Source organism: Pseudomonas sp. LBUM1645, from assembly GCF_059716185.1.
In genome coordinates, this window is record NZ_CP166811.1 from 4,864,705 (window position 1) to 4,890,004 (window position 25,300).

Annotated in this window: 29 protein-coding genes and 1 pseudogene; 17 read left to right on the plus strand and 13 right to left on the minus strand. The window is 57.1% G+C overall.

Annotated features, from left to right (window positions below):
- Window positions 1–88: 88 nt before the first annotated feature.
- From ACA079_RS22000 to ACA079_RS22010, 3 genes are all read right to left on the minus strand, one after another.
- Window positions 89–1,660, minus strand: coding sequence for a sensor domain-containing diguanylate cyclase (locus ACA079_RS22000; protein ID WP_497700932.1), 1,572 nt, complete (start codon window positions 1,658–1,660; stop codon window positions 89–91).
- Window positions 1,661–1,725: 65 nt separating this feature from the next.
- Window positions 1,726–2,517, minus strand: coding sequence for an aldolase (locus ACA079_RS22005; protein WP_497700933.1), 792 nt, complete (start codon window positions 2,515–2,517; stop codon window positions 1,726–1,728).
- A 13-nt stretch (window positions 2,518–2,530) separates the two neighbouring features.
- Window positions 2,531–3,235, minus strand: coding sequence for a haloacid dehalogenase type II (locus ACA079_RS22010; protein WP_497700934.1), 705 nt, complete (start codon window positions 3,233–3,235; stop codon window positions 2,531–2,533).
- A 108-nt stretch (window positions 3,236–3,343) separates the two neighbouring features.
- Between ACA079_RS22010 and ACA079_RS22015 the strand changes: the two genes are divergently transcribed.
- Window positions 3,344–4,195 carry a LysR substrate-binding domain-containing protein gene (locus ACA079_RS22015; protein WP_497700935.1) on the plus strand — a complete coding sequence of 284 codons (852 nt, stop codon included), beginning with the start codon at window positions 3,344–3,346 and terminating at the stop codon, window positions 4,193–4,195.
- A 41-nt stretch (window positions 4,196–4,236) separates the two neighbouring features.
- Here ACA079_RS22015 and ACA079_RS22020 read toward each other — a convergent pair whose 3' ends face one another.
- From ACA079_RS22020 to ACA079_RS22030, 3 genes are all read right to left on the minus strand, one after another.
- The gene (locus ACA079_RS22020) at window positions 4,237–4,632 is read right to left on the minus strand and encodes a hypothetical protein (RefSeq protein WP_497700936.1); all 396 of its coding nucleotides are present in this window, start codon (window positions 4,630–4,632) and stop codon (window positions 4,237–4,239) included.
- Window positions 4,633–4,798: 166 nt separating this feature from the next.
- A complete protein-coding gene (locus tag ACA079_RS22025) occupies window positions 4,799–5,590 on the minus strand; it encodes a WaaZ-like lipopolysaccharide core biosynthesis protein (RefSeq protein ID WP_497700937.1) in 792 nt (263 codons plus the stop codon).
- Window positions 5,591–5,765: 175 nt separating this feature from the next.
- Window positions 5,766–7,523, minus strand: coding sequence for a L,D-transpeptidase family protein (locus tag ACA079_RS22030; protein WP_497700938.1), 1,758 nt, complete (start codon window positions 7,521–7,523; stop codon window positions 5,766–5,768).
- Window positions 7,524–7,604: 81 nt separating this feature from the next.
- Between ACA079_RS22030 and ACA079_RS22035 the strand changes: the two genes are divergently transcribed.
- The 8 genes from ACA079_RS22035 (at window position 7,605) to ACA079_RS22070 (ending at window position 13,995) form a co-directional block, all read left to right on the plus strand.
- Complete coding sequence (locus ACA079_RS22035) at window positions 7,605–8,309, plus strand: murein L,D-transpeptidase catalytic domain family protein (protein ID WP_497700939.1); 705 nt, start codon at window positions 7,605–7,607, stop codon at window positions 8,307–8,309.
- Window positions 8,310–8,419: 110 nt separating this feature from the next.
- Window positions 8,420–10,117 (plus strand): copper resistance system multicopper oxidase, encoded by a 1,698-nt coding sequence (locus ACA079_RS22040; RefSeq protein ID WP_497700940.1) that lies wholly within the window; start codon window positions 8,420–8,422, stop codon window positions 10,115–10,117.
- An 11-nt stretch (window positions 10,118–10,128) separates the two neighbouring features.
- Entirely contained in the window at window positions 10,129–11,016 is an 888-nt protein-coding gene (locus tag ACA079_RS22045) for a copper resistance protein B (RefSeq protein WP_497700941.1), read from the plus strand.
- 55 nt (window positions 11,017–11,071) lie between these two features.
- On the plus strand, window positions 11,072–11,443 hold the full coding sequence (copC, locus tag ACA079_RS22050) for a copper homeostasis periplasmic binding protein CopC (RefSeq protein ID WP_497700942.1): 372 nt from the start codon (window positions 11,072–11,074) through the stop codon (window positions 11,441–11,443).
- 3 nt (window positions 11,444–11,446) lie between these two features.
- Entirely contained in the window at window positions 11,447–12,379 is a 933-nt protein-coding gene (gene copD / locus ACA079_RS22055) for a copper homeostasis membrane protein CopD (protein WP_497700943.1), read from the plus strand.
- A 94-nt stretch (window positions 12,380–12,473) separates the two neighbouring features.
- Window positions 12,474–12,830: a DUF7079 family protein gene (locus ACA079_RS22060; protein WP_497704359.1), complete on the plus strand. Its 357-nt coding sequence runs from the start codon at window positions 12,474–12,476 to the stop codon at window positions 12,828–12,830.
- A gap of 51 nt (window positions 12,831–12,881) precedes the next feature.
- Window positions 12,882–13,169, plus strand: a complete 288-nt coding sequence (locus ACA079_RS22065; RefSeq protein ID WP_497700944.1) for a hypothetical protein — start codon at window positions 12,882–12,884, stop codon at window positions 13,167–13,169.
- A 40-nt stretch (window positions 13,170–13,209) separates the two neighbouring features.
- A complete protein-coding gene (locus tag ACA079_RS22070) occupies window positions 13,210–13,995 on the plus strand; it encodes a transporter substrate-binding domain-containing protein (RefSeq protein ID WP_218537388.1) in 786 nt (261 codons plus the stop codon).
- 119 nt (window positions 13,996–14,114) lie between these two features.
- On the opposite strand, the gene ACA079_RS22075 is transcribed toward ACA079_RS22070, so the two are convergent.
- Entirely contained in the window at window positions 14,115–14,333 is a 219-nt protein-coding gene (locus ACA079_RS22075) for a hypothetical protein (RefSeq protein ID WP_497700945.1), read from the minus strand.
- 477 nt (window positions 14,334–14,810) lie between these two features.
- Between ACA079_RS22075 and ACA079_RS22080 the strand changes: the two genes are divergently transcribed.
- Together ACA079_RS22080 and ACA079_RS22085 are read left to right on the plus strand one after the other, a co-directional pair.
- On the plus strand, window positions 14,811–15,080 hold the full coding sequence (locus tag ACA079_RS22080) for a hypothetical protein (protein ID WP_046057033.1): 270 nt from the start codon (window positions 14,811–14,813) through the stop codon (window positions 15,078–15,080).
- Between the two features lie 346 nt (window positions 15,081–15,426).
- Entirely contained in the window at window positions 15,427–16,173 is a 747-nt protein-coding gene (locus ACA079_RS22085) for a hypothetical protein (protein WP_497700946.1), read from the plus strand.
- A 59-nt stretch (window positions 16,174–16,232) separates the two neighbouring features.
- Here ACA079_RS22085 and ACA079_RS22090 read toward each other — a convergent pair.
- Window positions 16,233–16,862, minus strand: a pseudogene (locus ACA079_RS22090) (site-specific integrase); the annotation flags it as partial.
- Window positions 16,863–16,939: 77 nt separating this feature from the next.
- On the opposite strand from ACA079_RS22090, the gene dusA reads away from it, so the two are divergent.
- The 4 genes from dusA to tal all read left to right on the plus strand — a co-directional run bounded on the left by dusA (window position 16,940) and on the right by tal (window position 19,602).
- The gene (gene dusA / locus ACA079_RS22095) at window positions 16,940–17,950 is read left to right on the plus strand and encodes a tRNA dihydrouridine(20/20a) synthase DusA (protein ID WP_497700947.1); all 1,011 of its coding nucleotides are present in this window, start codon (window positions 16,940–16,942) and stop codon (window positions 17,948–17,950) included.
- Window positions 17,951–17,987: 37 nt separating this feature from the next.
- Entirely contained in the window at window positions 17,988–18,152 is a 165-nt protein-coding gene (locus ACA079_RS22100) for an AbrB/MazE/SpoVT family DNA-binding domain-containing protein (protein ID WP_497700948.1), read from the plus strand.
- Window positions 18,153–18,155: 3 nt separating this feature from the next.
- Window positions 18,156–18,467 (plus strand): helix-turn-helix domain-containing protein, encoded by a 312-nt coding sequence (locus tag ACA079_RS22105; protein ID WP_497700949.1) that lies wholly within the window; start codon window positions 18,156–18,158, stop codon window positions 18,465–18,467.
- A gap of 208 nt (window positions 18,468–18,675) precedes the next feature.
- Entirely contained in the window at window positions 18,676–19,602 is a 927-nt protein-coding gene (gene tal, locus ACA079_RS22110; protein ID WP_497700950.1) for a transaldolase, read from the plus strand.
- A gap of 112 nt (window positions 19,603–19,714) precedes the next feature.
- Here the strand turns inward: tal and rssC are convergent, their stop codons facing one another.
- The 3 genes from rssC to ACA079_RS22125 all read right to left on the minus strand — a co-directional run bounded on the left by rssC (window position 19,715) and on the right by ACA079_RS22125 (window position 22,420).
- On the minus strand, window positions 19,715–20,197 hold the full coding sequence (gene rssC / locus ACA079_RS22115) for an anti-sigma factor antagonist RssC (protein ID WP_007935262.1): 483 nt from the start codon (window positions 20,195–20,197) through the stop codon (window positions 19,715–19,717).
- The gene (gene rssB, locus ACA079_RS22120) at window positions 20,197–21,378 is read right to left on the minus strand and encodes a two-component system response regulator RssB (protein WP_010456296.1); all 1,182 of its coding nucleotides are present in this window, start codon (window positions 21,376–21,378) and stop codon (window positions 20,197–20,199) included. The genes rssC and rssB overlap by 1 nt, the downstream gene beginning before the upstream one ends.
- A 352-nt stretch (window positions 21,379–21,730) precedes the next feature.
- The gene (locus ACA079_RS22125) at window positions 21,731–22,420 is read right to left on the minus strand and encodes an MlaA family lipoprotein (RefSeq protein ID WP_497700951.1); all 690 of its coding nucleotides are present in this window, start codon (window positions 22,418–22,420) and stop codon (window positions 21,731–21,733) included.
- A 200-nt stretch (window positions 22,421–22,620) separates the two neighbouring features.
- Here ACA079_RS22125 and pcrP point away from each other — a divergent pair, with 200 nt between their 5' ends.
- Together pcrP and ACA079_RS22135 are read left to right on the plus strand one after the other, a co-directional pair.
- On the plus strand, window positions 22,621–23,241 hold the full coding sequence (gene pcrP, locus ACA079_RS22130; protein ID WP_497700952.1) for an HAD superfamily inactivated hydrolase PcrP: 621 nt from the start codon (window positions 22,621–22,623) through the stop codon (window positions 23,239–23,241).
- A gap of 110 nt (window positions 23,242–23,351) precedes the next feature.
- Window positions 23,352–23,615, plus strand: coding sequence for a DUF4404 family protein (locus ACA079_RS22135; protein ID WP_129442940.1), 264 nt, complete (start codon window positions 23,352–23,354; stop codon window positions 23,613–23,615).
- Window positions 23,616–23,758: 143 nt separating this feature from the next.
- On the opposite strand, the gene queF is transcribed toward ACA079_RS22135, so the two are convergent.
- The gene (queF, locus tag ACA079_RS22140) at window positions 23,759–24,589 is read right to left on the minus strand and encodes an NADPH-dependent 7-cyano-7-deazaguanine reductase QueF (protein ID WP_497700953.1); all 831 of its coding nucleotides are present in this window, start codon (window positions 24,587–24,589) and stop codon (window positions 23,759–23,761) included.
- Window positions 24,590–24,650: 61 nt separating this feature from the next.
- Window positions 24,651–25,172: a copper-resistant cuproprotein CopI gene (gene copI, locus ACA079_RS22145; RefSeq protein ID WP_497700954.1), complete on the minus strand. Its 522-nt coding sequence runs from the start codon at window positions 25,170–25,172 to the stop codon at window positions 24,651–24,653.
- Between the last annotated feature and the right edge of the window lie 128 nt (window positions 25,173–25,300).

The window sequence follows — 25,300 nt, forward strand, 5'->3', positions numbered from 1 at the left end:
ACTCTAGACGATCAATTGAAGAGGATCTGACCGGCAGACAGCCGGCTGGCCGGGGTGTTGCGCGGGTGAAACAACATCGAGAGACACCTCAACGATCCGAACGCAGCAGTGCCTCGACACCGCCTTCCATCGACAGCACCGCCGAGCGGTTTCGCCCCGAATGCTTGGCTTGATACAGCGCCGCATCCGCACGTTCGATGAACACTTCCATGCTGTCTCGACCCGTCGGCACAAACGAATAACAACCCAGACTGACCGTCACGAAGCCCGAGGGTGAACCGCTGTGGATGATGTTCTTGTCCATGACGCTGCGGCGGATCTGCTCGGCCATCACCATCGCGCCGTGAATGTCGGTGTCGGGCAGCAAAACCGCAAACTCCTCACCGCCGTAACGCACCGCCAAATCGGCCTTTCGATGGCAGCAGCCCTTCACCGCCCGCGCCACTTCAGCCAGGCAATGGTCCCCCGCCACGTGGCCGTAAGCGTCGTTGTAGGGTTTGAAGTAATCGATATCGAGCATGATCAGGCTCAGCGAACTCGACTGCCGGGCGCCACGGCCGAACTCGATGTCCAGCGCCCCCTCGAATAGCCGGCGATTGGCCAGGCCGGTCAGGCTGTCGTGGGTCGCGATCAGCTTCAGCGCTTCCTTTGCCTTGCGCAAATCCGCCTCGACCTGTTCACCGACACGCACCTGATAAAGGAACATCCAGCCGAACAGCCCCACGCCCAACACCACCAGGGCAACGATGACCGTGGAGCGAAATGCTGTGTCGTTCCAATCCTTGAGTATCGAATCCCTGGACGAGGCGGCAGACACGACCAGCGGATAAGTGTCGAGCTGACGGTAGCCATACAACCGCACAACACCATCGACCAGCGAGCTGAACATCGCGTTACCGGAAGGCGCGTTGGGCAGCAATTTCTCGAAGATCTCGCTCTTGGCCAGTGATGTGCCAATCAGCGACTCCACAAACGGCCTTCGCGCCAGTAGCGTTCCGTCGGTCAATCCCAAAAACATCGAACCGTTGTCATCAATGCTGAAGCTTTTGAAGAACTGATCGAAGTACGCCATCTTGATACCGGCCAACAAGACGCCCTGGAAATTGCCATTCTTGTCGTTCACACGCTTGGATATCGGAATGACCCACTCGCCATTTTTTCGACTGCGAATCGCCGGCCCGATGTGCGCCAGGGAGGAGACGTTCTGCTGATGAAACTTGAAGTACTCGCGATCCACCACACCCGGGCCGCGTGGCAGGTCTTCGAAGGAGCTGACGATCCACTGCCCCTTCTGGTCGAACAGAAATATCCCGTGCAATTGATTCAGCGCCTGCACCCGCCGGGCGAACGTTTTCTGCAAGCGTGCCTTTTGGGGCGCGCCGAAACCGTCAGCCTGAATCCAGTCGGCCAGACTGGTCAGCACCAGATCGGCTTGCATGAAGGTGTCTTCGGCTTGTTGCGCCATGGCCCGCGTCAGGTTTGTAGACGCCACTTGCGCTAATGCCAGGTCATGCCGGCGCGACTGCTCCAGTTGCAGGTACAGCAAACCGCACAGGCTCAGGCACACGACCGCGATAAACAGCACCGCTGCTTTGCGCAGAGGTAACCGTTTCAACGTGACGCCGGTGGCGTTGTGCGGATCGTGAAGAGGGATAGGCAAAAGCTCGTCCTGTAAGGGTAAGGCATGGGTAACACCCCAAAACCCTTATTTTTTGTGAGCTTAGTCTACGGTGGGTTATGGGGCAAATGTCCTTTGGCTAGCCGCCGCATCGCACTGTGCAAATGCGCCCGAGCACTTTCTGCATCCCCCAGGCGCATTTGCTCATACGCCCGCTGGGCAATCTCATGGGGCACCGGCTTGAGTTCGCGCTGGGTCGCCATCGCGATCAACTGGACCTGGGCGGCACGTTCCAGGTAATACAGATCGTCCCAGGCTTCGGCGATGGTTGGCCCGGCGACGATCACCCCGTGGTTCTTCAAAAACAGAATGTCGGCATCGCCCATAACGCTGGCAATCCGGTCGCCTTCAGACTCGTCGAGCGCCAGACCGTTGTAGTCCTCGTCCACCGCGGTACGGCCGTAGAATTTCAAGGCCGTTTGCCCCAGCCACAACAGCGGCGGACCTTGCAGCAGGCTCAACGCCGTGGCGTGCGGCATATGTGTGTGAAACGCCACTTTCACCCTCGGCAGCTGTTTGTGCAGTCGCGCATGGATATAGAACGCGGTCGCTTCCGGCAGCCCGTCGCCCACCACGACATTGCCGTGAAAGTCGCAGACCAGCAGGTTGTCAGCGGTGACTTCTTCGAACGCGTACCCATAGGGGTTCACGAAAAACAGATCATCCCGGCCCGGCACCATGGCGGAAAAGTGGTTACAGATGCCCTCCTCCAATCCATAAAGCGCCGCCAGTTGAAAGCACGCCGCCAATTCCGTGCGAGCGGTGATGACGGCCTGCGAATCGAGATTCAGATCGGCGTAACGCGAGGGACGGGAACTGCCTGCAAGGGTGTGTGCCATGACGACTCCGTGTTTACCAGCCAAGGGATGTGAACAAGGGCACGACCTGGTCCAGCGTGCTTAATATCGCATCGGGTTGATAGTCCGGCAGCAACTGCCGCCCCGTGCCGCGGTCAATCCAGACGCAGCGAAAGTGCATGTCGCGGGCGGCGGTGTGGTCCAGCATCGGACTGGCGCAGATGTGCACCACCTGATCACGACTGACGCCGAGCTGTTCATGAGCGTAGTCAAACAGTCGCGGATTCGGCTTATAAGCACCGGCCTGCTGGGCGGTGATGACCCGGTCGATATGCCCACCGAGTTGCGCGACATTGCCGGCGATGATGTCGTCATCGGTGTTGGACACGATGCACAACTTGAACCCCATCGCCTTGAGCCGCGCGAGTGTCTCGACCACTTCGGGGAACGGCGGCATCCGCGGGATCGCCCCGGCCAGCCGCTGACTGTCTTCGGGCGCGCTCGCCAGCCCCAACTCCTCCAGCGCGAGGTGTAACCCCTGCGTGCTCAACTGGCGAAACGAGCGATGCGGCGGCAGCTGCTCCAGGCGGTGCTCATGCCGGTCGTATACCTCGATCAAGCGATCGACATCAACGGCGTGGTCGCCCTTGTCGCGCAAAATCTCGGCGACCACGGCCTTCAGGCCTTCATCCCACTGAATCAGCGTGCCGTAGCAATCGAAGGTCAGCCACTCGGGGCGCGGGGTGTTTTTGAGTGTCATGTTCGTGTCCTCTGAAAGGTGATCTTCAGACTACGAGCCATTGGTGATAGTGTGAAATTAAATTAATATCGACTCGTCAGTGATAAATCAAATATCAAGGAGTCCGCCATGCTCGACCTCGAACTGCTCAAGACCTTCGTCTGCGTAGTCGACGAAGGCAGCTTCACCCGCGCCGCCGAACGTGTGCATCGGACCCAATCCACGGTGAGCCAACAGGTTCGTAAACTCGAAGAACTGGTCGGGCATTCACTGTTGCTGCGTGATCGGACCGGGCAGAACGTCAGTGTCACCGAGCATGGCGAACTGCTGATTCACTATGCCCGGCGCTTGCTGGCGCTGTCCTCCGAGGCGGTTGAAGCGTTGGCCAGCGACCTCGATCTGGAGATTTTGCGCATCGGTGTACCGGAGGATTTCGACGCTCGGCGCCTGGCAGTCATTCTCGCTGGTTTCAACCGGGCCAGACCTGAAGCGCGCCTGGAAACCGTCAGCGGCATGAGCACCGATCTCAAACAAAAACTGAGCGCGGGCGCCCTCGACATTGCGCTGGTCAAGCGTGAACCAGACAGCGGGCCGTGCTGGGCAGCCTGGCCGGAAGTGTTGGTGTGGGTCAAAGGTGCAGGCGTGGATTCAGCCAACGGGGTATTGCCACTGGCGCTGTTCCCGCAGGGCTGCATCTACCGTCAACGAGCCATCCGCCTGCTGGATGTGGCTCAGCGCCCCTGGCGGGTTGCGTTTGGCAGTCATAGTCTGACGGGCATTCAGGCAGCGGTGGCTTCAGGTCTGGGCGTGTCGGTGCTACCCGCTTCGGCGGTATTGCCTGAACACAGTGTGTGCACCGACCTGCCCGAATTGCCGCCGACCGAGTTGGCGTTGATCAGCCGCGAGGGAGCGCTGACCGGGTTGCAACGGGCGTTGGTGGAGTTTTTGCGGGAGGAATTAGGAGCTGTAGGGAATCAATAATGGGTGCTCAGCGAGCCCCCATTTTTTGACGACCAACCCCATCAAGGTTTGAGCTTCAGATGTGCGTTGACTCTCCCGTTCTTTGGGTCGACTAACCAGTACTCATTATTGGCGACCTTCACTTGACTGCACTCGGTTGGGTACCCGTTAGGTATGACGCAAACAACACCTTCTTTCAGAGTCCATCGTTCTTTTTCCGGCGCGTTGGGCGCCATCTCGAACACATCGATACCATTGGGTAAAAAACTGATCGAGTACGGGTGACTGCCTTCTCTGGTAGTGCCATAGAACTTCTTGCCCACTAACGTGCTGGTGATTTGCCCATCATCAAGCGTAACCGCCGATGCTGGCACCGGTGGCGGTTCGTATTTGCTGGTGGTGACGCAGCCAGCCAAACAGACCATCAGGATCGACACGCCGAATTTTAGTAAAGTCATGCCACACCTTCCTTGTAAGTACCGGAAGAATGTCCGGATAAATCAAAGCTTAGGCGACGCTTTTTTGCAGACCCGACGCAAGTGCCGAACGGTTGACGGTCACTAAGTTACAAACAAAAAAATGGGCGCCTCGCGGGCGCCCATTTCAATAACGCACAAACAACCTTTAGATCAACTTGTCGATTTCATCCAATGTCACTCGAGGAATGAGCTCATCCGGAATCCTTGAGGAACTGGACAGGTTGTAGACCTGAAAATCTTCATCCACGACGTACTTGGACAAGATCTCGAACGACGGCAGGATTCTCGTATAAAAATGCTGATCGAGCAGGCATGGCGAGGCAAACGTGCCGGGTTTTTCGTAAAAACGGCTCACCGACTGATTCAAGTCGACACCTACCAAAAACACTTTGGTAAACCCCACGTGATACGCAATTTGCAAAGCCAGATAAGCCACGGTGCGGGCATCAAAAAAACCGCGTTTAAGGTTCTTGCTGAAACCGAGGGTTCTATTGCGGCCATTTCCGAGCTTGCGACTTCTGACGAGTTCTTTATCGGCCCTGAAAACCAGGTCTGTCCAGGAGAGCTTGGGTGCTCGTCCGAGTAAATACAGTTCGCCCTCAGGCGCTACCTTCGTATGCCAGATGTGCTCTTGCCACAGTGCAACCCGCTGACTAATACGCATGGCCTGTGAAAACAGTTCGGGTTGCTGCTGGGAAAAGCCTTGATCCGTACAGGCATAAAAGAACGGCTTGATACCTGTCTTGGAGAACATGGAGATGGCACCATTCATCGTGATCATCGGAACGTCTGCAAACCTTTCCTGCGGAAAATCTTTAGCGGACGCCCCCGAGGCAATGATAAACACGGCACCTTTTTGGATGTTGCGGCACTCATCGAGGTCATGCACATCAAGCATACCGGTGATGAGTGAGGTTCTTTTTTGCGCAACTTCCATGGTCAATTCCCTATCCCTTCACATCGATGATCGGTAACTATTTTGCATTGTGATAGTTTCCACGGGTGAGCCAACCTTGGGGCTTTACCAACTCCGGTATCTGCGACGGAGCGCAAAGGTTGACGCAGAGCGCTTGCATCGTAGGTGCATCAATGACCTGCAAGTCCCGCTTCCTTCACGGCCATTGCCGGTTTAGCCCCGTCGCGACAGTGGAAGTTCCTGCTCGTCGCACATCCAGAACGGGCAGTTCCGAAGGCAGATTCAGTCCCCGTAGTACTGCTGAATCGTACCCGTAGACATCGGGTTTAAACATCACTCGACCATCGTTACTCAGGTCCACGGTCCAGTAAGCCAACAGCACCGGTACCTTGACGGGCAGCCTGATGTTTTCGGTCTTGCCGTTAGCCAACTGGGCCTGTATCCCGGCGCTGTTCCAACGAACCGGGTCGTTGAACAGTAACTCTACTAACTGCAGCGGGTTTTCCACCCGTATGCAGCCTGAACTGGTGGCTCGGCGCGATTGGGCAAACAACTCGCGATGCGGCGTGTCGTGGAGGTAAATCGAATATTCATTGGGAAACCGAATGACCACCTGCCCCAGCGAATTATCCGGCCCGGCATCCTGTCGCAGCGTGATACCGCGCGCGTTATCCCAGTCGACGGTCGACGGATCGAGCACATTCCCCTCTCGATCAAGGGCTCTTATACGGTTGGCAGCAAGGTATCCAGGATCTCGTTGAATCTTCGGCAGCATATCTTTGACGAGGATCGTCGGTGGCACAGTCCAAGTGGGGTTGAACGTTACATAAGTAATCTCGGATTGAAACACCGGCGTACTGCGGAACGGCTTACCGACCTGAACCCGGGAACGCCATATCGCCTTACCGTCGCGATAAAGCGCCACTTTGTAGCCCGCAATATCAACGATGACAAAAGTGCCCTGAAGTTTGAACAGCAACCAACGCGCACGCTCCATGTTCACCCGAACCTGGTCGATCCGCGCCTCTACGGGCACATTCAACGCAGCCAGTGTCGCGGCCCCCGCCACGCCATCCGCCCCCAGGTATTGCTCGGTCTGATACTTTTTCACCGCCGCGGCGACGCTGTCGTCGTAATCAGTGCGTTGCTTCTTTGATGGGGCCAGATAACCACCCACCACCAAACGTGCTCGCAACTGCGCGACAGAGGCGTCATCCATGCCTGGCTTGAGCGATTGGCCTTCGGCAATCTTCGGCCAGCCACCCGCGTCCCTAACCTTGCGCAGTTGCGCCAGGCCCACGCGCAGGCTGCGGTAAACCGCCTCTTGTGGTGGCGCTTCGGCGAAAGCGCGCGCCACGTCATGAGCATCGAGCGCGGCGAACAAGTTATTCATGTCTCCACGAGGATCGGCGCCGACAGGGTCGAAATTCCAATGGATGTCCAGACGCGAAGGGTCAACCTTGCCGCGCCGCAATTGCAGCAGCGCCGTGATAAAGGTCCGGGTGGCCGCGATATCGAACGCCGCCCGTTGCGCCACCGTCGGCTCTGCTGCCTGCATCGATGCTCTGGCCTTCGCCAACTCATCAATATGAAAGTCCGCAGGGTCTAATCCATCGGCCTGGGTCTCGCTCAGGCTTTTCAATAACTGGATGACATCGCTGTCGTTCGCCCAGGCCGAGCGATAACTCCGATGCATGTAAAAATCCATGACCACGCGACTCGGGTCCACCCGTTGATGGCCACGGGAAGTGAGCAAGGGTGGAAACGATGAACTCAATGGCTCAAGTGCCGCCTGAATCGTTTGAGCGACGTAATCGTCAGGTGCTGCGCCAGTTCTGCTGATGACTGCAGATGCCGCCTCAATCGGCGAAGTTTCTGCAATCGCTGTGCCGCTGATCAGAAAGCCCATAAAAAAGATGCGGCTTATGACGAATAACCTTGTTAACTGCCCCATGGATAATCCTTAATCGCCCCGTATTCAACGGCTAGCATCCTGCACACTGCTAGACTCGAAACATTAATGTGAGACTTACATATGGCACTAGACCGCTTTGGTTTCCTATTCACGGCCTTGCTGCTGACGTTAGTTTCGGTACCGGCAGCCTACGCCGATTCGCTTGAAGCCGCGCTGCTCAAAGCAGCACCAGGCGCCAACGCCAAAGTCATCGGGCTGGCCGTACGCGCTACCCAATGCAGCTTGGCCCAAGGTAAAGCACCTGTCCAAAGACTTGCTGTCATCGACTACTCATTGCCTTCGACCGAACAACGGTTGTGGGTGTTCGATCTGAAGAAACGCAAATTGCTGTTCCACGAACTGGTTGCCCACGGTCGCAACAGCGGCGAAAACATGGCGGTCAAGTTCTCCAACCAGAATGAAAGCTTTGCCACCAGCCTCGGTTTGTACCGCACCCAGTCGAGCTATGTCGGCCAGAACGGTTATTCCTTGCGCATGGAAGGTCTGGAGCCGGGTTTCAACGACAACGCATTTGAGCGGGCGATCGTTATTCACGGCGCGCCCTATGTCAGCCCGGTTCTTGCCCGAGCGAATGGCCGGATCGGTAGAAGCCTGGGGTGTCCGGCTGTGCGGCCGGCGATTGCGCATAAGTTGATTGATTCGATGAAAGATGGGCAGTTGTTGTTTTCTTACTATCCGGATCAACGCTGGTTGAAGTCGTCTTCGTATATCAATTGCGGTGGCGGCACTGTGGCCGCAGCGTCAACGCCCGGTACACGCCAATAAATACGGGATGAACCTGTCAAAACTGTAATCCCCGCCTCAGCCTGCTGAAAGGCACCGCCCGTTAGCCTCGTCGTCAAGCTCCATCCAAGCTGACGGACCGGGAAAACGGCATGCATTCCAACACATCAAGACGCACCTTCGTGAAGGGGCTGGCCGCGGGCGGGCTCCTCGGCGGCTTCGGGTTATGGCGCACGCCTGTCTGGGCGGTCACCAGTCCCGGCGAGCCTCAGGTGCTGGCCGGCACCGATTTCGACCTGCTCATCGGCGAAACCCCGGTCAACATCACCGGCAACCCGCGCATCGCAATGACCATCAACGGCGGTATTCCCGGGCCCCTGCTGCGTTGGCGCGAAGGTGACACGGTGACGCTGCGGGTGAAGAACAAACTCAACGCCGACACCTCCATTCACTGGCACGGCATCTTGCTGCCGGCCAACATGGACGGCGTGCCGGGGCTGAGCTTTCACGGCATCGAGCCGGATGGCATGTACGTCTACCAGTTCAAGGTCCGGCAGAACGGCACTTACTGGTACCACAGCCATTCGGGTTTTCAGGAGCAGTCCGGCGTTTACGGGCCGTTGGTGATTGACGCCAAGGAACCGGAGCCGTTCCAGTACGACCGCGATTACGTGGTGATGCTGACCGACTGGACCGATGAAGATCCGGTCAGCCTGATGAAGACGCTGAAAAAACAGTCCGATTACTACAACTACAACAAGCCCACCGTGGGTGATTTCATCCACGACGTCAGCGAGAAAGGTTGGGGCTCCACGGTCGCCGATCGAAAGATGTGGGCCGAAATGAAGATGAATCCCACGGACCTGGCCGACGTCAGCGGCGCAACTTACACCTACTTGATGAACGGCCAGGCGCCGAACTCGAACTGGACGGGCGTGTTCCGGCCGGGCGAGAAGCTGCGCCTGCGCTTCATCAATGGCTCCGGCATGACGTACTTCGACGTGCGCATTCCCGGGCTCAAAATGACGGTGGTCGCTGCGGATGGGCTGCACGTCAAACCGGTGAGTGTCGATGAGTTTCGCATTGCGGTGGCGGAGACCTTCGATGTGATTGTCGAGCCGACCGAAGCGGCTTACACCCTCTTCGCCCAGTCGATGGATCGGACTGGCTTTGCACGCGGCACGCTTGCAGCGAAGGCTGGTTTATCCGCGCCGGTGCCGCCGCTGGACCCTCGACCGCTGGTGACCATGGATGACATGGGCATGGGCGGAATGGATCACGGCAGCATGGCGGGCATGGATCACAGCGCCATGGCCATGCCCGGCATGCAGTCCCATCCCGAGACGGAAAAAGACAACCCGCTGGTGGACATGCAAGCCATGACCACCGCCCCCAAACTCGACGATCCCGGCCTTGGCCTGCGCAACAACGGCCGCCGCGTCCTGACCTATTCCGACCTGCGCAGCACCTTCGAAGACCCGGACGGCCGCGACCCGAGCCGTACGATCGAACTGCACCTCACCGGCCACATGGAGAAATTCGCCTGGTCGTTCAACGGCGTGAAGTTCTCCGACGCCGAACCTGTGCGCCTCAAATATGGCGAGCGGGTTCGGGTGGTGCTGGTCAACGACACGATGATGACCCACCCGATCCATCTGCACGGCATGTGGAGCGACCTCGAAGACGAGAACGGCGAGTTCATGGTGCGCAAACACACCATCGACATGCCGCCCGGTTCCCGACGCAGCTATCGGGTCACCGCCGATGCGCTCGGCCGCTGGGCCTATCACTGCCACCTCCTGTACCACATGGAAATGGGCATGTTCCGTGAAGTTCGCGTGGAAGAATGAGGCGCCTACCCATGACCAGACTCACTCCAATCTCTTTGGCACTCGTGACCGCGAGCCTGACGCTCTCTTCGGCGATGGCCGCCACCGACGACATGCAGAACATGGATCACAGCCAGATGCAGGGCATGGACCCTAGCCAAATGCAAAGCATGGACGACAGCCAGATGCAGCCCGCCGCGCCGACCGAAAGCCGCACGCCGATCCCGGCACTGACCGACGCCGACCGCGCCGCTGTGTACGCCAGTCCGGCCGGCCACAAGGTGCATGACACAGCGCTCAACCATTACTTCCTCGCCGATAAACTCGAATGGCAGGACGCTGACGACGGCAGCACCCTGGCCTGGGATCTCTCCGGCTGGATCGGCGGCGACATCGATCGCCTGTGGCTGCGCTCCGAAGGCGAACGCACCAACGGCAAAACCGAAGACGCCGAAATCCAGGCCCTGTGGGGCCACGCGATCTCCCCGTGGTGGGACGTGGTGACCGGCATTCGCCAGGATTTCAAACCCGGCGACCCGCAAACCTGGGCCGCGTTTGGCGTGCAAGGCATGGCGCTGTACAACTTCGAAGCCGAGGCCACCGCCTTCATCGGCGAAGGCGGCCAAACAGCCGCGCGACTGGAGGGCGACTACGACATCCTGCTGACCAACCGGCTCATCCTGCAGCCGACCGCCGAGCTCAACGTCTACGGCAAAAACGATCCGCAACGGGGTATCGGTTCCGGGTTATCCAACACCGAAGCCGGTCTGCGACTGCGCTATGAAATCCGCCGGGAAATCGCGCCTTACATCGGCGTGACCTGGAACCGCACCTACGGCAAAACCGCCGACTACGCCAACGATGAAGGTGAGAATCGCAGCGAAGCACGCCTGGTTCTCGGTGTTCGCCTGTGGTTCTAAACGCATTAACTCAACAACCAAAAAAACAACCGCTTAAAGCGGTAAGAGGCCTTGCATGCGCATGATTAAAACGACCGCTGTTGCCATTGGACTGCTCATGAGCTCGCTCGCTCAAGCGCACCCGAAACTGCTCTCCTCCACTCCGGCGGAAGGTGCGGATGGCGCGGCACCCGGCAAAATCGAACTGCACTTTTCCGAAAGCCTCATGACCCAGTTTTCCGGTGCAAAACTGGTCATGACGGAAATGCCCGGCATGGCGCACTCCCCCATGCCCATGAAGGCCAAAGTCTCTGGGGGTAGTGATCCGAAAACCATGGTCATCACACCGCTTTCGCCACTGCCTGCCGGCACCTACAAAGTCGAATGGCGCGCAGTGTCGTCGGACACCCACCCAATCACCGGCAACGTCACGTTCAAAGTGAAGTGATTGATGAGCGACTCGGTCAGCATTGCCCTGCGCTTTGGGTTGTATGTGGATTTGATGCTGTTGTTTGGGCTGGCGCTGTTTGGGCTCTACAGCCTTAAAGGACAGGAACGGATATCGGGCGCGGTATTGCCGTTTCGGTCGATGTTGACAGGGTCTGCGTTGCTGGGCGTGCTGCTTTCTGTCCCCAGCATGGTGACGATGGCGAGCGCCATGAGCGGGGAGTCGGACTTTGCCGAGCTGCGTCCGCATATCGAGATGATGGTGCTTGAGACGGATGTCGGGTTGGCCTGGGTCGTGCGCATCATCGCGCTGGTTATCGCCAGTCTGGCGGTGATGCTCAATCACCGTGCGCCCGGATTCAGCCTGCTGATCGCGTCTTTTGCCGGCGCTATCGCCTTGGCCAGCCTGGCCTGGAGCGGTCATGGAGCGATGGATGAAGGCAGCCGTCGTTACTGGCATTTCATCACTGACATCTTGCATCTGCTGGCTTCGGGAGCCTGGTTCGGTGCGCTGGTCGCGCTTGCCTTGATGGCAAAGATCAACGATCTGCAAACCGAGGAACGCATCAGATTACTGGCTCGTGCAGTCAGCCGATTTGAATGGGTGGGCGCGGTGATCGTGGCCGTCATCATGGTCACGGGAGTGGTGAATTACCTGTTCATCGTGGGCCCAACGCTCGACGACGTATTGCTCAGTACCTACGGGATTTTGCTGTCCATCAAAATCGCGCTGTTTGCCGGGATGCTGGTGCTCGCCGCGTTGAACCGGTTTCACCTGGGGCCGTTTTTGCAGCGGTCGTTGCGTGAGGGTCAATATCGGGTCGCAGCGAATACGCTACGGCGCAGCGTGGTGGTTGAGTTGACAGCGGCGGTGTTGATTGTGGGGTTGGTGGCTTGGTTGGGGACGTTGAGTCCGGAAATGGAGATGGCGGGGTAATAGCTGGTCGATCGTTACGGCACGCCAGGCGCTGTAATCGGTCGCTCTGTGGTAAAACCACCACAACGACCACCCTGAAGGAACAGGCATGTCCATCAATGCCGCTCTGACCCCGGAACAGAAAGCGAGCATCCGGATAGCACTGGCTGAGGCGTTTGTAGACAACCCGGTCGACTACGCCTACATCGCCGAACAAATTCGGCCATACGACTTAAAAGCCGTAGAAGACATCCTTTACACAGAAGTCGCACCGGTCTGTTTCTGGAACCTGGAAGTGGCCGTTCCACCCATCTGGACGGGTTTCAAGGATGACTGGTTACTGAGTGAAATCGAAAAAACGTTGAGCGCACGAGCGTCGAGTAGGGTTCGTCGCACTTTCGCGAAAGTGAAAATCGCTTGGCTGCGCTACAGCTACGGATACGTCTGGAAGGAAATCCGGGAGTATTTATAAGCTTCTGGTGTTATCCATCGCCCCCACCCATTCCCCCACTGAGTCTCAAGGATGAAAAAACTGATCGCTGTTGCCGCGCTGATCTTGTTGGGCGTGCTGAATCTCGGTTACTACAATGCCGTTGAAGATGCCGAGGTCGAAACAATCCCCTTCATCAAGAAACACCCAACCCTGCAAATCAAGTTCTACAACATCCACGCCAATGACGGCGACACTCGAAAAGTGGAACGCCTGACGGATGAGCAACGCGCGTGGATTATTGATTACTGCAAATATCGGTTGGGAATCGAGACCGAATTGAAAACCCAGGATGATGTTGAGCGGTGCAGCAAAATGTAAGTACTCTCAGCCCCCACTCCATCATGGAAGCCGGATAACAATGAACAACCTGAAAAGCACAATGATGCTCGGTGGCCTGCTCGCTCTATCGTTTGCCGCTCAGGCAGAGCAATCGCATCTGGACAGCGTCATCCAACAGGGCCAATTGCGCGTGTGCACAACAGGCGACTACAAACCCTATACCGTCAAAGCCGAGGACGGCGAATACTCGGGCATCGACATCGCCATGGCCCGCTCGCTGGCCGACAGCCTGGGCGTGAAGGTCGAGTGGGTGCAGACCACCTGGAAAACCCTGATGCCTGACATGCTCGCAGGCAAATGCGACATCGGCGTCGGCGGCATCTCGGTCACGCTGGAGCGCCAGAAAAAGGCCTTCTTCAGCACCACGCTGGACGTCGACGGCAAAATCCCGCTGGTGCGCTGCGAAGATCAGGCGTTGTACCAGACCGTCGAGCAAATCAACCAGCCTTCGGTTCGTTTGGTCGAACCGGCCGGCGGCACCAACGAAGCCTTTGTTCATGCCTTTCTACCCAAGGCTCAATTACGCCTTCACGACAACGTAACCATCTTTCAGGAGCTGCTGGACAAGAAGGCTGACGTGATGATCACCGACGCCTCGGAAGCGCTCTATCAGCAGAAACTCAAACCCGGTCTGTGCGCGGTGAATCCGAAGCAATTCATGCAGTATGGCGAGAAGGCTTACTTGCTACCGCGTGATGACATGACTTGGAAGTTGTACGTCGATCAGTGGTTGCACCTGGCCAAAGTCACAGGCAACTACCAAAAAGTTTTGGGCCAATGGATAGCGACACCGGAGCCCAAATAGCCGCACGTACACAATCCATGTAGCAGCTGGCGAAGCCTGCGTCCGACTGCGCAGCAGTCGCCAACCCAAAGCACACGGCACATCAGGCAAAACGCAAAACGGCGGAAACACTTCCGCCGTTAATCGTCGTGCAACAACCCCGAACTGTACTCGCCGAAGCTGTTGCCGAGCGCACTGCCATGGAAATTCATCTTATTGGGGTTGTTGGTAGGCCCCGGACCAAAACCGGCAGACGGCAAGGTGGCTTCCGAATATTCGCTATGGGTGCTTGCACCCGAGCAGGCGCTCAATAGCAACGCACCACCGATCAGCACGATTTTTAAGAAGTTCGAGATCATTTTTCAGTTTCCTGTGGGTTGGAAGCGCGGGGACCTTAGGTAGTCATCCTATGCCGCGAGCCCGCCGGGAATTATGAAACTTTGCTCGGCGACAGCGTTGGTTCAGGTAGTGATTTCTTGACGCACAAAAGGGTGTTGCCCAGACAAACTGTTAAAAGAGCAACGTCCTACACGACTCTGGGAATTGTCCGTACACTTGCGCATTGCTGTGCCTTTGTCACGAGGCCTATAGTCCGATCCGCGTCCGTATGACGTATCGGGTTTGGCGACTCGATGACAACGGTAAAGAAACCTCCGAGCTCTTCTCGGAGGGTTTCTGAACGCACTTGGCTACCTGTTTTTTGGTGGCTGTGCGTGGGAGACCTTCGGGTCTGCCGGTTTTACCATTGTCCGGTTCGCCAACCCGCGTACAGCTACCACCCTTTTGTTTGGCGACAATTGAGTGGTAGGTCTTCCACCTACAATTGGTAACCACTCATGAAAGAATATATGGCTTTAACCAGCAACGCCGACGACCTTCCCTCGCTGTATGTAAACACCACCCAACCGCTGCACTCACTGCTCAGCACCGCACGCTACCGAATTGGCGCGGTAACACAGATCCTGGAAAACCTCGCGATGCGCGGCGACATCACCACGGACTCGGTGATACTCAGCGACTTCGCAATGCTTTGCTGCATACCCTTGCGCGATGGCTGCGATGTGCTGGATGTCGTTGCGCGACGTATGGATGCTGAACCGTCCTGACGTCACAAAGGGGCGCCCACCTGGACGCCCCGTTGGCCCATTTCTCTGATTCTTCGACTTCCTTCACTCACACGCGCTGAAGAACTGCTGCAAGACTCGTCTAACCCCCCGCACCCGCCCCGCTCTCCCGCACCACCGAGTTCCCTTTTACCGGCCTTTGCGGTGTGGCTAACCGCGTTACATAAGGCAAATATCGGCCAGGTGCAGCCATGCGGACCACCTAAAAAACGGACGACTTGATCTATTCACTGATTCACCATGGGGGACAGCGATCCAACACAAAAAAAACAGCTATCGTCATAAGTGTCGGTCTGTCCTAGACCAGTAGCGTACTGATGGAGTTCTTATGAAAAGGACCAATCTTACTGCTGTTGTCACCAGCCTTCTCGCGGGAACCGTCCCAACACTTTCTAGCGCTACATCTCCTACAGATCCAGTTTTCGCCTTTGGCTTGCTGGGAAGCTATAGCGTTCTCGAATTCACAGGGCACAGAAGCACAAACACCGAACACATTCCGGAAGGAGGGTTATTTCTCAACTTTGGCAACAAAATGACGGCTCAAACCGGTTTTATCTATCATGCGGAAATAAGCGGGCAGTACTCTGAAGAAAAGAATCAGACAGTAAAGGATGGCCAGGTCGACATGGATCTTGGATGGCGGACTGATTTGAACACGCGTAACTTTTTAGATCTATTGCTGGGCGGAGGATACAAATGGAATCGATTTCAACCGGAGTCTAACAAGTACGACATTGATCTCACCAGCCGCACTTCTTTCGCTAAAATTGCTGCTGGCTACAATCATCGGTTCAACACTACAACCCTGCGTTTTGAAGCGGGAATTCGAAGAGTAATAAATGGTGATTCGCAGCTAAAACTCCATGGAATCAGCAGCGAGAGTCTGGATTTAAAAGATAGCAACAATCCTTTTGCCGAGCTGAGTTTTCTATTTAATCAACTAGGATCGATTCCGGTCTTAGCATCCCTATACTACAACCGCTTCAATTATGACCTGGATGGTCAATTTGCAGTGACTGACCTCGACAAACAAACCAGGGAGGAATATGGCGTGAAATTGGGCTTGGTTTTTTAACCCAACGATGGATCTTTTCTATGGTTAACGGCCCTACCTGACCAAAAAAAGATCCTTTTCTGAAGAATGGTCAAGGCTTCTGGCGGCAAATGGCACCAGACGTCATTGCCGATCTTCTGCCCGGGGTTTTTCATATCGCGAACCAGTACCCGATGGTCGACCTCGTCCAGATCGGCCCATTGAATCCGAGTGATTTCCTCTTGGCGCCGAGTGGAGAACAACGCGAAGCCGGCTACTTTAAGCATATTGATAGCTGTCGGACGGCGTGCCTGAATGCCCTGAAAGTGCGTCTGTGGTTTGACGTCTCCCCCCTCTTCACTCATCCGCCACAGCGCATACTCCACCAACTTCTGACTGGTGATGTCGTTGTCGTGCAGCTTGCCAAGATAAGACTCGCCGATTGCATTGAGCGTGGCGAGCTTGGTTTTGCCCAGTGGCCGCACCTTCTTCATTTCGGCTAAGTAGCGCTCGATCATCTCCTTGATCGTCGCGCCCGTACGGTCTGCTCGCTCGATAGCGCCTGGTTGGTCCAGCTCGGTCTCGCGATTTCGAACCCAGGCCTTAGCGGCCACTTTTCGGGCGAAGATCTGGCTCTCTTGGTAAACTTGGGCACCGTCGCGAAACAGGCGTATTTGTGCCGTGTAGCTGACGCTGCCGTCGGTGCGTTTCCTTGCTCTGATCGTGGCCATGGTCACCTGGTACATTGCACCAACCACTGGTACAAAACGCCGCCCCCCCCAAATAAGCCTCAAACGCGTAGAGCAAAATGATACAGAATCTTGCTACAACCCAAGTAAATAAAGGCTCTACGGTGTCCAGACGGTTTAGCGTTGCGCCCATGATGGATTGGACAGACCGCCATTGCCGTTTCTTCCTGCGCCTACTCTCCAAGCACGCGCTCCTCTACACAGAAATGGTCACCACCGGCGCCCTCCTCAACGGCGATCACGATCGCTTCCTGCGTCACAACGAAGCCGAGCACCCGCTCGCCCTGCAGCTCGGCGGCAGTGTGCCGCTGGACCTGGCGATGTGCGCGCGTATGGCGCAGGAGCACGGTTACGACGAGGTGAATCTGAATGTCGGCTGCCCGAGTGATCGGGTGCAGAACAATATGATCGGTGCGTGCCTGATGGGGCATCCGCAGTTGGTGGCTGATTGTGTGAAGGCGATGCGGGATGCGGTGTCGATTCCGGTGACGGTGAAGCACCGGATCGGGATCAACGGGCGGGACAGTTACGAGGAGTTGTGTGATTTCGTCGGCACGGTTCGGGATGCCGGGTGCACAAGTTTTACGGTGCATGCGCGAATTGCGATTCTGGAGGGGTTGTCGCCGAAGGAGAACCGCGACATTCCGCCTCTGCGTTATGACGTGGCGGCGCGGTTGAAGACGGATTTTCCGGAGTTGGAGATTATTCTCAACGGCGGGATCAAGACGCTGGAAGCCTGTCACGAGCATTTGCAGACGTTCGACGGCGTGATGCTGGGCCGTGAGGCCTATCACAACCCTTATGTGATGGCCGAGGTGGATCAGAAACTGTTCGGCAGCACAGCGCCGGTGATCAGCCGGGCCGAGGCGTTGGCGCAGTTGCGGCCTTATATCGCCGCGCACATCGATGCAGGCGGCTCGATGCACCACATCACTCGCCATGTGCTGGGGCTGGGTACCGGGTTTCCGGGGGCGCGCAAGTTTCGGCAGTTGTTGTCGGTGGATATTCACAAGGCTAAAGAGCCTTTGGTGTTGCTGGATCAGGCGGCGGAGTTGTTGGAGGGGCGGTAACCGGAAAATCCCTAGCTACGTTAATGGAGTGTCATTGATGGCAACTGCGAGGCTAACGACGCAAGGACGAATTACCATTCCGGCGCAGGTTCGCACCTCGCTCGGGTTGGCCGCAGGTGATCACGTCGAATTTGTAACGTTGCGAGACGGCAGCGCTGAATTTTTGGCCAAGATGGGCTGCGCAAAATCGCAAAGGAGCTGAATCATGCCCCTAACTGAAAAAGAACTGATGGAACGGGATGCCAAACGCAATATTGGCGAAGAACTGTTGGCGTCGATTCTTGAAGTCAAAGCCGGCCTACACGGCGACGTTCACAAAGTTGAAGTAACCGAGGCTGCAGAGGCCCGAAGCAAAACCGGTCTATCGCAACCGAAGTTTGCGGAGCTGTTGGGCGTTTCCGTACGCACTCTGCAGGAGTGGGAACAAGGACGACGGTCCCCTTCTGGGGCTGCACGATCGCTCCTTCATATCGCCGCTATTCGCCCTGACGTTTTCCGAGACGTATTGTCGAACTGAAGTCATGACCGTGGACCTTCTGGGCGTTAACGGTCGCTCGGGTTGAACCTGTGGTCTGATTTGGCATCGTATTTACCGATACCGCGCCCCGCCTTTCAAACAGCCGTTTTCCGGATGTTGCCGCTGGGGCCCTCGATACGTACACACACCCTTGAGTGGCTGTCAGCGCTCGGGTAATGTCATTAGACCCATAGGACAGAGCACGCCCATGACTTCCAAGCTGGAACAACTCAAACAAATGACCACCGTTGTTGCCGATACCGGCGACTTCGAAGCTATCGCTCGCGTTAAACCCGTGGACGCTACCACCAACCCTTCCCTGCTGCTCAAAGCGGCGGCCATTCCCGGTTATGCCGAGTTGCTGAACGCATGCGTCAGCGACTGCAAGGGCGATGTGGGCCTGGCCAGCGACCGTTTTGGTGTTGCGGTAGGGCAAGAAATTCTGAAAGTGATCCCTGGCCGTATTTCCACCGAAGTGGATGCGCGCCTGTCGTTCGACACTGACGCCGTATTGAAGCGTGCGCACCGTCTGATCGACCTGTACGACAAGGCCGGCATTGGCCGTGACCGCGTGCTGATCAAGATCGCTTCCACCTGGGAAGGCATCCGCGCTGCCGAGATTCTGGAAAAAGAAGGCATTCAGACCAACCTGACGTTGCTGTTCTCGTTCGCTCAGGCTGCGGCGTGTGCTGACGCAGGCGTATTCCTGATTTCGCCGTTCGTGGGTCGCATCTACGACTGGTACAAGAAGGCCAACGGCAACGACTACACCGGCGCGGATGATCCGGGCGTGCAGTCGGTGACGCGCATCTACAACTACTACAAGGCCAATGACTACAAGACTGTGGTCATGGGCGCTAGCTTCCGTAACCTGAATCAGATCGAGCAACTGGCTGGTTGCGACCGTCTGACCATCAGCCCGGACCTGATCGATAAGCTGGCGGCGGATACTGGCAAGCTGGAGCGCAAATTGGCCCCAGGTCATGCCGGTGAAGCTCGTTTGATCTTGAATGAAGCGCAGTTCCGTTGGCTTTCCAACGAGGACGCGATGGCGACCGAGAAACTGGCTGAGGGTATTCGTCAGTTCGCTCGCGACCAGGAAAAGCTTGAGGCGTTGCTGCAAGCCAAGCTGTGATTTGATTTAGCTAGATGCACAAAGGGCGAACCTTGATGGGTTCGCCCTTTTTTATGCGTTGGTTTTGGGGCTGCTTCGCAACCCAGCGGGAGCAAGCTCCCTCGCCACAGGATCAGTGACGCTCGAGGGCGTTCACCAGATCATGGAATGCTTCACGATTGGAGTCGTTCAGGCCCATGAGGATCTTGTGCGCTTCGAGCACTTTGATCCGCACCACTTCTTCGGACTGATCCTGGTCTGGCAGGTCGGTCAGGCACTCAGGGCACGGGATCGGGCGGTCAACGATGTTGAACACTTGCTCGAAGCCCATGGACTGCAGCAGACGGGTGATGTCTTCGTGGGTGGTGACGACGGTCGGCAGCAAGCCGACCTTTTGCCGCGACAGGATCGACAGCTTGGCCAAAAGGCCAAGGGTGGTGCTGTCGATGCTGCGGGTTTCGGTCAGGTCGATCACGATTGCGTTGAAGTTCAACGCCGTGAAGATCCGCTCAATAGTCGCATCCAACGCCGAACACAGGGTCAGGCGAACTTCACCGACGAACTTCAGGACGAAGGTGCCATCCTGCTCGGCGAACTGGATTCTACCGGTACTCATTAAAGATTCCTGCTCAACACCAACAGGGCGATATCATCCGGCATCTCCCCTAGCGTGGCCAATCCAAAAACCTGCCGCAGACCATCCAGGCTGCCGCCCGCTGCCTTGACCCGTTGGGGCAAAGCCGCTTCTTTTTCTTTGAGTGTAGGTTCTGGCAAAAGGTCCAGAATGCCATCGGACATCAGCGTCAGGCTGAACGTCGGCGGCAGCTCCAGTACGTGGTCTTCGTAGGTGGCTTCATTGAAGAGGCCCACCGGCAGACCACGCCCTTCCAGATAACGAACACTGTCTGGCGTGTACAACACAGGCAACGGCAAATGACCACCGATGCTATAGGTCAACAAACCTGTCTCCTCGTCGATGACTCCACCGACCATTGTGACGTGTTTACCCAGCTTACAACTGATCAGGCCTCGGTTGATATGACCAAGGACCTCTGAAGGCTTGAATTCCGGCAATGTGCCGCTGCGCTTGGACTCGAACAGCAAGCGCGTGGTCATGAACTTCAGCAGCACGGTAACGAAGGCTGAAGAGGCGCCATGACCGGAAACGTCCGCCAGGTAGAAGGCTACCCGACGCTCGTCGACCCGAAAGTAGTCGACGAAATCACCCGACAGGTACAGCGACGGGATGATCTGGTGAGCAAACTGGAACTCGTCGATGGTCCAGGGGCTGACCGGCAGCATGTTCATCTGCACCTGGCGACCGGCGTTCTGGTCTTCCTGGAGCAGGTTCAGGCTGGCGGCGAGCTCGCGGTTGGCCTTTTCCAGCTTCTCGCGGTAGCGCTGGTTTTCCAGCAGCAGGCGCGCACGATCCAGGGCCCGGCGCACAGAGTGCTCGAGCACAGCCAGATCTTCGAGAGGCTTGATCAGGTAGTCCGCCGCGCCCAGGCGCAGGGCCTCGACCGCGTCGTTCATCACGCCGGCGCCCGAAACCACGATCACCGGGGTTTGTGGCGACAGCTCGGTGACCTGGCGAATGAGTTCGAGTCCGCCCATCTGTGGCATGCGCAGATCGCAGATGACCAAGTCGGGCTTGTCTTGCTCGAATACCTGAAGACCCTGCTGGCCATTGCTGGCCTGCAAGACGCTGAAACCACTGTCTTCCAAATAGGCGGCGAGGCTCGCGCGCACTACTTCGTCATCATCGATTATCAGCAGCGTGGCACTGGTTTTTGGCATGTGGGCAAACGGCGCCAGAATTAGGTTGGCGTAGCAGGCAGGGGCTTTGTCCCGGCTCACACTACTGGATTCGCTTTCTAGCCTCTCTACTGCACTGTTTTCGAGCGTTTGCCCTACACACAGGTACACCAGAGGTGCCCTTCTAAGGCGCAGACGGTACTCCCATCCGCGGGGCGTTTCAAGCTCACGCCGATGGTCGCTTGACGTCTTTCGATTTCAAATCACCGGGAGTTATAAGAACAGGCAAAACCGTAACGTAATGGAAGGTCCGAACCCATGAGTCAAACCGGTCCCGGAAGCCAAACGAAAGAAGGCGGCCAACCGGCCGCCCTCTTCGTTTTACCGGTCGAGATCAAAAATCGTCTTCGACCTGGCCGTCTTTGACTTTGAATTCGCGGTTCTGCAGGTACGCATTGCGGATGAAGGTGTACTTGTCGCCAGTGATCAGCTTCTCGCTCGACAGCAGATTGGCGCGGGTGTCGATGATGTTCAGGCCGAAGATCGAGTTACGCACGGGTACGTCGTTGATGTAAGGGTACGGGCCGGTGTAGCCGTCGACATACTTGGACGGCGCGTCACGCAGGGTGCTTGGGCCCAGAAGCGGCAGCATCACGTACGGGCCGCTGCCGACGCCCCAGTAGCCGAGGGTCTGGCCGAAGTCTTCGTCATTGCGTTGCAGGCCCATTTTGGTGCCCACATCGAAGAAGCCCAGCAGGCCGAAGGTGGTGTTGAAGATCAAGCGTGCGGTGTCAACGCCAGCGGCGGCCGGTTTGACCTGCAAGATATCGTTGGCAAGGTTGGTGACTTCACCGACGTTGCGAAACATGTTGTGGATGCCGTCTTCAAGGAACTGCGGCGTCACAAACTGATATCCCTGGGCCAAAGGCTTCAGCGCATAGGTGTCGAGCACATCGTTGAACTTGTAGATCGGGCGGTTGATGCTTTCCCAAGGGTCGTCTTCCGAGGCTGCCTGGGCAACGAACGGAACCAGCAATACGCTGGTAAACACACAAAACTGAGCTAGATGATTGCTCCAGCGCATAGAAAAACTCCTTGGATTGTACTGGCGCGGGCGCTTGGCCCAAGCGTTAAGCGGGCTAGTATAAGACGGAAAAGCCGCTTAAGGCAGCACTGTGCGAGGCAGCCTGCGGATCATTCGTGATGATTGTGAGCGATTCACATCAGTGTCACTCAACTGTCACCGTCGCCCCCTAGCCTTGAGGCTATTTCAGGGACGTTGATATGCCGCACGCCGAAACCTTGCCCCACATTGCTCCCAGCCTGACCGCCGTCCTGTTCGGCCTCAGTGGTTGCCTGGTGGATTTCGGCGCCCGCACACGCGCACACGGCGTCCCCTCTGCCATGCACGCCGAGGTCACGCCCGGCGCGCTGGATAGCCTGCGCAGCTTGCAGCATCAGCAGATTCCCTGTGCCTGGCTCGATGAACTCCCCCCTGCCCTCAGCCATTCCCTGGCCGCTGCCTTGCCTTCATGGATCAAACCCTCGCAACACCCCGAAACAAACAATCCATGGCCGGCACCGCATGCCTGCTGGCAAGCCCTAATGACATTGAATGTTGAACGACTGGAGGGTTGCGTGTTGGTCAGCGGCGAACCGCGATTGCTGCAAGCGGGGCTCAATGCCGGATTGTGGACGATTGGGCTGGCGTCCTGCGGCTCACTCTGCGGCCTGGCGCCCAACGAATGGCAGGCGCTGACTCAGCAGGAACGGGAATTCAAACGCGGCAAGGCAACGATGCAACTGTTCGGTCTGGGTGTGCATTCGGTAATCGATCACCTCGGTGAACTCGACACCTGCCTGGCCGACATCAGCCTGCGCCGGCTCAAGGGCGAAAAGCCCTGATCGAGATCATGCAGGTTGCGCGCGAGTGGATTAATCTAAAGGTCAAGCCATAGACCTTTGGCGTGCTGCTGCGGTCTATGCCAGTGCCTATCGATAAAAGGAAGAACGCCATGCCTGCCCGCGAACTGCAACAACAACTCAATACTCTGCGCGAGCAATTGGAACAGAATCCACCGCTGACCGAAGCCGAGCGCGAAGACCTGCACGCGCTGATGCAACAAATCGAACTGGAAATTGAGCTGGAAACCAAAACCCAGGACTCCAGCCTCTCCGACAATGTGAACCTGGCCGTCGAGCGTTTCGAAATCGAACACCCAACCCTGGCCGGCACCTTGCGCAACATCGTGCAAGCGCTGGCCAACATGGGGATCTGAACCCCGAATACGCAAAAGCCCCGCTAGTGATAGCGGGGCTTTTTCATCTCCAGCGTTGAAATCAAAAGATCGCAGCCTGCGGCAGCTCCTACAGGGGAATGCATTCCAATGTAGGAGCTGCCGAAGGCTGCGATCTTTTGATCTTATTGGCGGACCAGACGGTGGTTTGGCAGTTGAACGGTTTCAGTGCTGCGATACGGGTTGATGTCCAACCCACCGCGGCGTACATACCGCGCATACACCGTCAATTTCTCCGGTTTCAACAACCGCTGCAGGTCGAGAAAGATCCGCTCCACGCACTGCTCGTGGAAGTCGGAGTGCTGACGGAAGCTCACGATGTATTCCAGCAAGCTCGCGTGATCCAGCGCCGCGCCACGGTATTCCACCGCCACGCTGCCCCAGTCCGGCTGACTGGTGACCGGGCAGTTGGATTTGAGCAAATGGCTGTGCACGCTCTCCTCGACGATGCGCGATTCATCGCAACGCAGCAATTCCGGACGCGGATGCTCATAGTTGCTGACGCTGATGTCCAGATCATCAATGCACACGCCCGGCAATGCCACGACGCCTTCAGCCTCGACGTCCTTGAGGCTGCGAATCCGCACGCCGACCGGTTTACCGGCAGCGGCCGACAGGTCTTTGGCCAACGTCGCTTCAAGGCTCGCGGTGTCGGCAAATGGAGTCTGGTTCAGGGAGTTGAGGTACAGCTTGAACGACTTCGATTCGATGATATTCGGCGAATCCGCCGGGATAATGAACTCGCCAATCGCCACCACTGGCTTGCCGGACGGCAACAGCCACGACAGCTCGAAGCAGTTCCAGAAATCCACGCCCTTGTATGGCAGGGTTTCAGCCGTCAGGCCCAGCTCGGCCCATTTCGCGGTGCGCGGGATCGGGAACAGCAAGGACGGCGTGTAGGTGGCGATGTATTCGCTGGATTTGCCCAGCGGCGAGTGTTCGGCTGCGGGATGCATGGCGGAAACCTGACTGAAGAATCAGCGGATTCTACCAGCCTTTGCTCCCGCCTTTGAGTGCTTACTGACTGACAGTCAACTTGCCGACCATGCCGGCCTGGTAATGACCGGGGATGTTGCAGGCAAATTCCAGGTTGGTGGCCTTGGTGAAGGTCCAGGTCAGCTCGGCGGTCTTGCCCGGCTCGACGAGCACGCTATTGGGATCGTCGTGCTTCATTTCATGCCCCATACCGGCCATGGCGCCGTGGTCCATTTCCTTCATGCCTGTAGGCATCAGCATGCCGCTCTGCTGCATCTTCATCATTTCCTGCTGATGTTTGGCGTGCATTGCCGCGTCACCGAGGTTGAATTCGTGCAGCAACTGCCCTTTATTCACCAACACAAAACGAACTGTCTCACCGGCCTTGATATCAATCGCCTTCGGTGTGAACGACATGTCACCCATGACCACTTCAATGCTGCGAGTCGCCTTTGCCGCCGGGGCCGGCTGACCGAAGTCATAGGTATGCGCCGGGGCAGCCCACGCCGGCGAGCTCAACGCCAGCAAACACGCGACGCGCACCAGTGATTTGCGCAAAAACATAGTCGTACTCCAACAAGATAAGGTTCAGCCTGTGGAAAACTCTAAACTGCTGCGACTGCCCGCAACCTGACAGCCAGATTACAACTTTGTCAGGTTGACCTGTATTAACGCTGCCCACGGTATAAAGC

Excerpts from the sequence above, each read along its gene's own strand:
- ACA079_RS22005 (WP_497700933.1), bottom strand. The coding sequence starts at position 2,517 with ATGGCACACACCCTTGCAGGCAGTTCCCGTCCCTCGCGTTACGCCGAT.
- ACA079_RS22010 (WP_497700934.1), bottom strand. The coding sequence starts at position 3,235 with ATGACACTCAAAAACACCCCGCGCCCCGAGTGGCTGACCTTCGATTGC.
- ACA079_RS22015 (WP_497700935.1), top strand. The coding sequence starts at position 3,344 with ATGCTCGACCTCGAACTGCTCAAGACCTTCGTCTGCGTAGTCGACGAA.
- ACA079_RS22020 (WP_497700936.1), bottom strand. The coding sequence starts at position 4,632 with ATGACTTTACTAAAATTCGGCGTGTCGATCCTGATGGTCTGTTTGGCT.
- ACA079_RS22025 (WP_497700937.1), bottom strand. The coding sequence starts at position 5,590 with ATGGAAGTTGCGCAAAAAAGAACCTCACTCATCACCGGTATGCTTGAT.
- ACA079_RS22030 (WP_497700938.1), bottom strand. The coding sequence starts at position 7,523 with ATGGGGCAGTTAACAAGGTTATTCGTCATAAGCCGCATCTTTTTTATG.
- ACA079_RS22035 (WP_497700939.1), top strand. The coding sequence starts at position 7,605 with ATGGCACTAGACCGCTTTGGTTTCCTATTCACGGCCTTGCTGCTGACG.
- ACA079_RS22040 (WP_497700940.1), top strand. The coding sequence starts at position 8,420 with ATGCATTCCAACACATCAAGACGCACCTTCGTGAAGGGGCTGGCCGCG.
- ACA079_RS22045 (WP_497700941.1), top strand. The coding sequence starts at position 10,129 with ATGACCAGACTCACTCCAATCTCTTTGGCACTCGTGACCGCGAGCCTG.
- copC (WP_497700942.1), top strand. The coding sequence starts at position 11,072 with ATGCGCATGATTAAAACGACCGCTGTTGCCATTGGACTGCTCATGAGC.
- copD (WP_497700943.1), top strand. The coding sequence starts at position 11,447 with ATGAGCGACTCGGTCAGCATTGCCCTGCGCTTTGGGTTGTATGTGGAT.
- ACA079_RS22065 (WP_497700944.1), top strand. The coding sequence starts at position 12,882 with ATGAAAAAACTGATCGCTGTTGCCGCGCTGATCTTGTTGGGCGTGCTG.
- ACA079_RS22070 (WP_218537388.1), top strand. The coding sequence starts at position 13,210 with ATGAACAACCTGAAAAGCACAATGATGCTCGGTGGCCTGCTCGCTCTA.
- ACA079_RS22075 (WP_497700945.1), bottom strand. The coding sequence starts at position 14,333 with ATGATCTCGAACTTCTTAAAAATCGTGCTGATCGGTGGTGCGTTGCTA.
- ACA079_RS22080 (WP_046057033.1), top strand. The coding sequence starts at position 14,811 with ATGAAAGAATATATGGCTTTAACCAGCAACGCCGACGACCTTCCCTCG.
- ACA079_RS22085 (WP_497700946.1), top strand. The coding sequence starts at position 15,427 with ATGAAAAGGACCAATCTTACTGCTGTTGTCACCAGCCTTCTCGCGGGA.
- dusA (WP_497700947.1), top strand. The coding sequence starts at position 16,940 with ATGATACAGAATCTTGCTACAACCCAAGTAAATAAAGGCTCTACGGTG.
- ACA079_RS22100 (WP_497700948.1), top strand. The coding sequence starts at position 17,988 with ATGGCAACTGCGAGGCTAACGACGCAAGGACGAATTACCATTCCGGCG.
- ACA079_RS22105 (WP_497700949.1), top strand. The coding sequence starts at position 18,156 with ATGCCCCTAACTGAAAAAGAACTGATGGAACGGGATGCCAAACGCAAT.
- tal (WP_497700950.1), top strand. The coding sequence starts at position 18,676 with ATGACTTCCAAGCTGGAACAACTCAAACAAATGACCACCGTTGTTGCC.
- rssC (WP_007935262.1), bottom strand. The coding sequence starts at position 20,197 with ATGAGTACCGGTAGAATCCAGTTCGCCGAGCAGGATGGCACCTTCGTC.
- rssB (WP_010456296.1), bottom strand. The coding sequence starts at position 21,378 with ATGCCAAAAACCAGTGCCACGCTGCTGATAATCGATGATGACGAAGTA.
- ACA079_RS22125 (WP_497700951.1), bottom strand. The coding sequence starts at position 22,420 with ATGCGCTGGAGCAATCATCTAGCTCAGTTTTGTGTGTTTACCAGCGTA.
- pcrP (WP_497700952.1), top strand. The coding sequence starts at position 22,621 with ATGCCGCACGCCGAAACCTTGCCCCACATTGCTCCCAGCCTGACCGCC.
- ACA079_RS22135 (WP_129442940.1), top strand. The coding sequence starts at position 23,352 with ATGCCTGCCCGCGAACTGCAACAACAACTCAATACTCTGCGCGAGCAA.
- queF (WP_497700953.1), bottom strand. The coding sequence starts at position 24,589 with ATGCATCCCGCAGCCGAACACTCGCCGCTGGGCAAATCCAGCGAATAC.
- copI (WP_497700954.1), bottom strand. The coding sequence starts at position 25,172 with ATGTTTTTGCGCAAATCACTGGTGCGCGTCGCGTGTTTGCTGGCGTTG.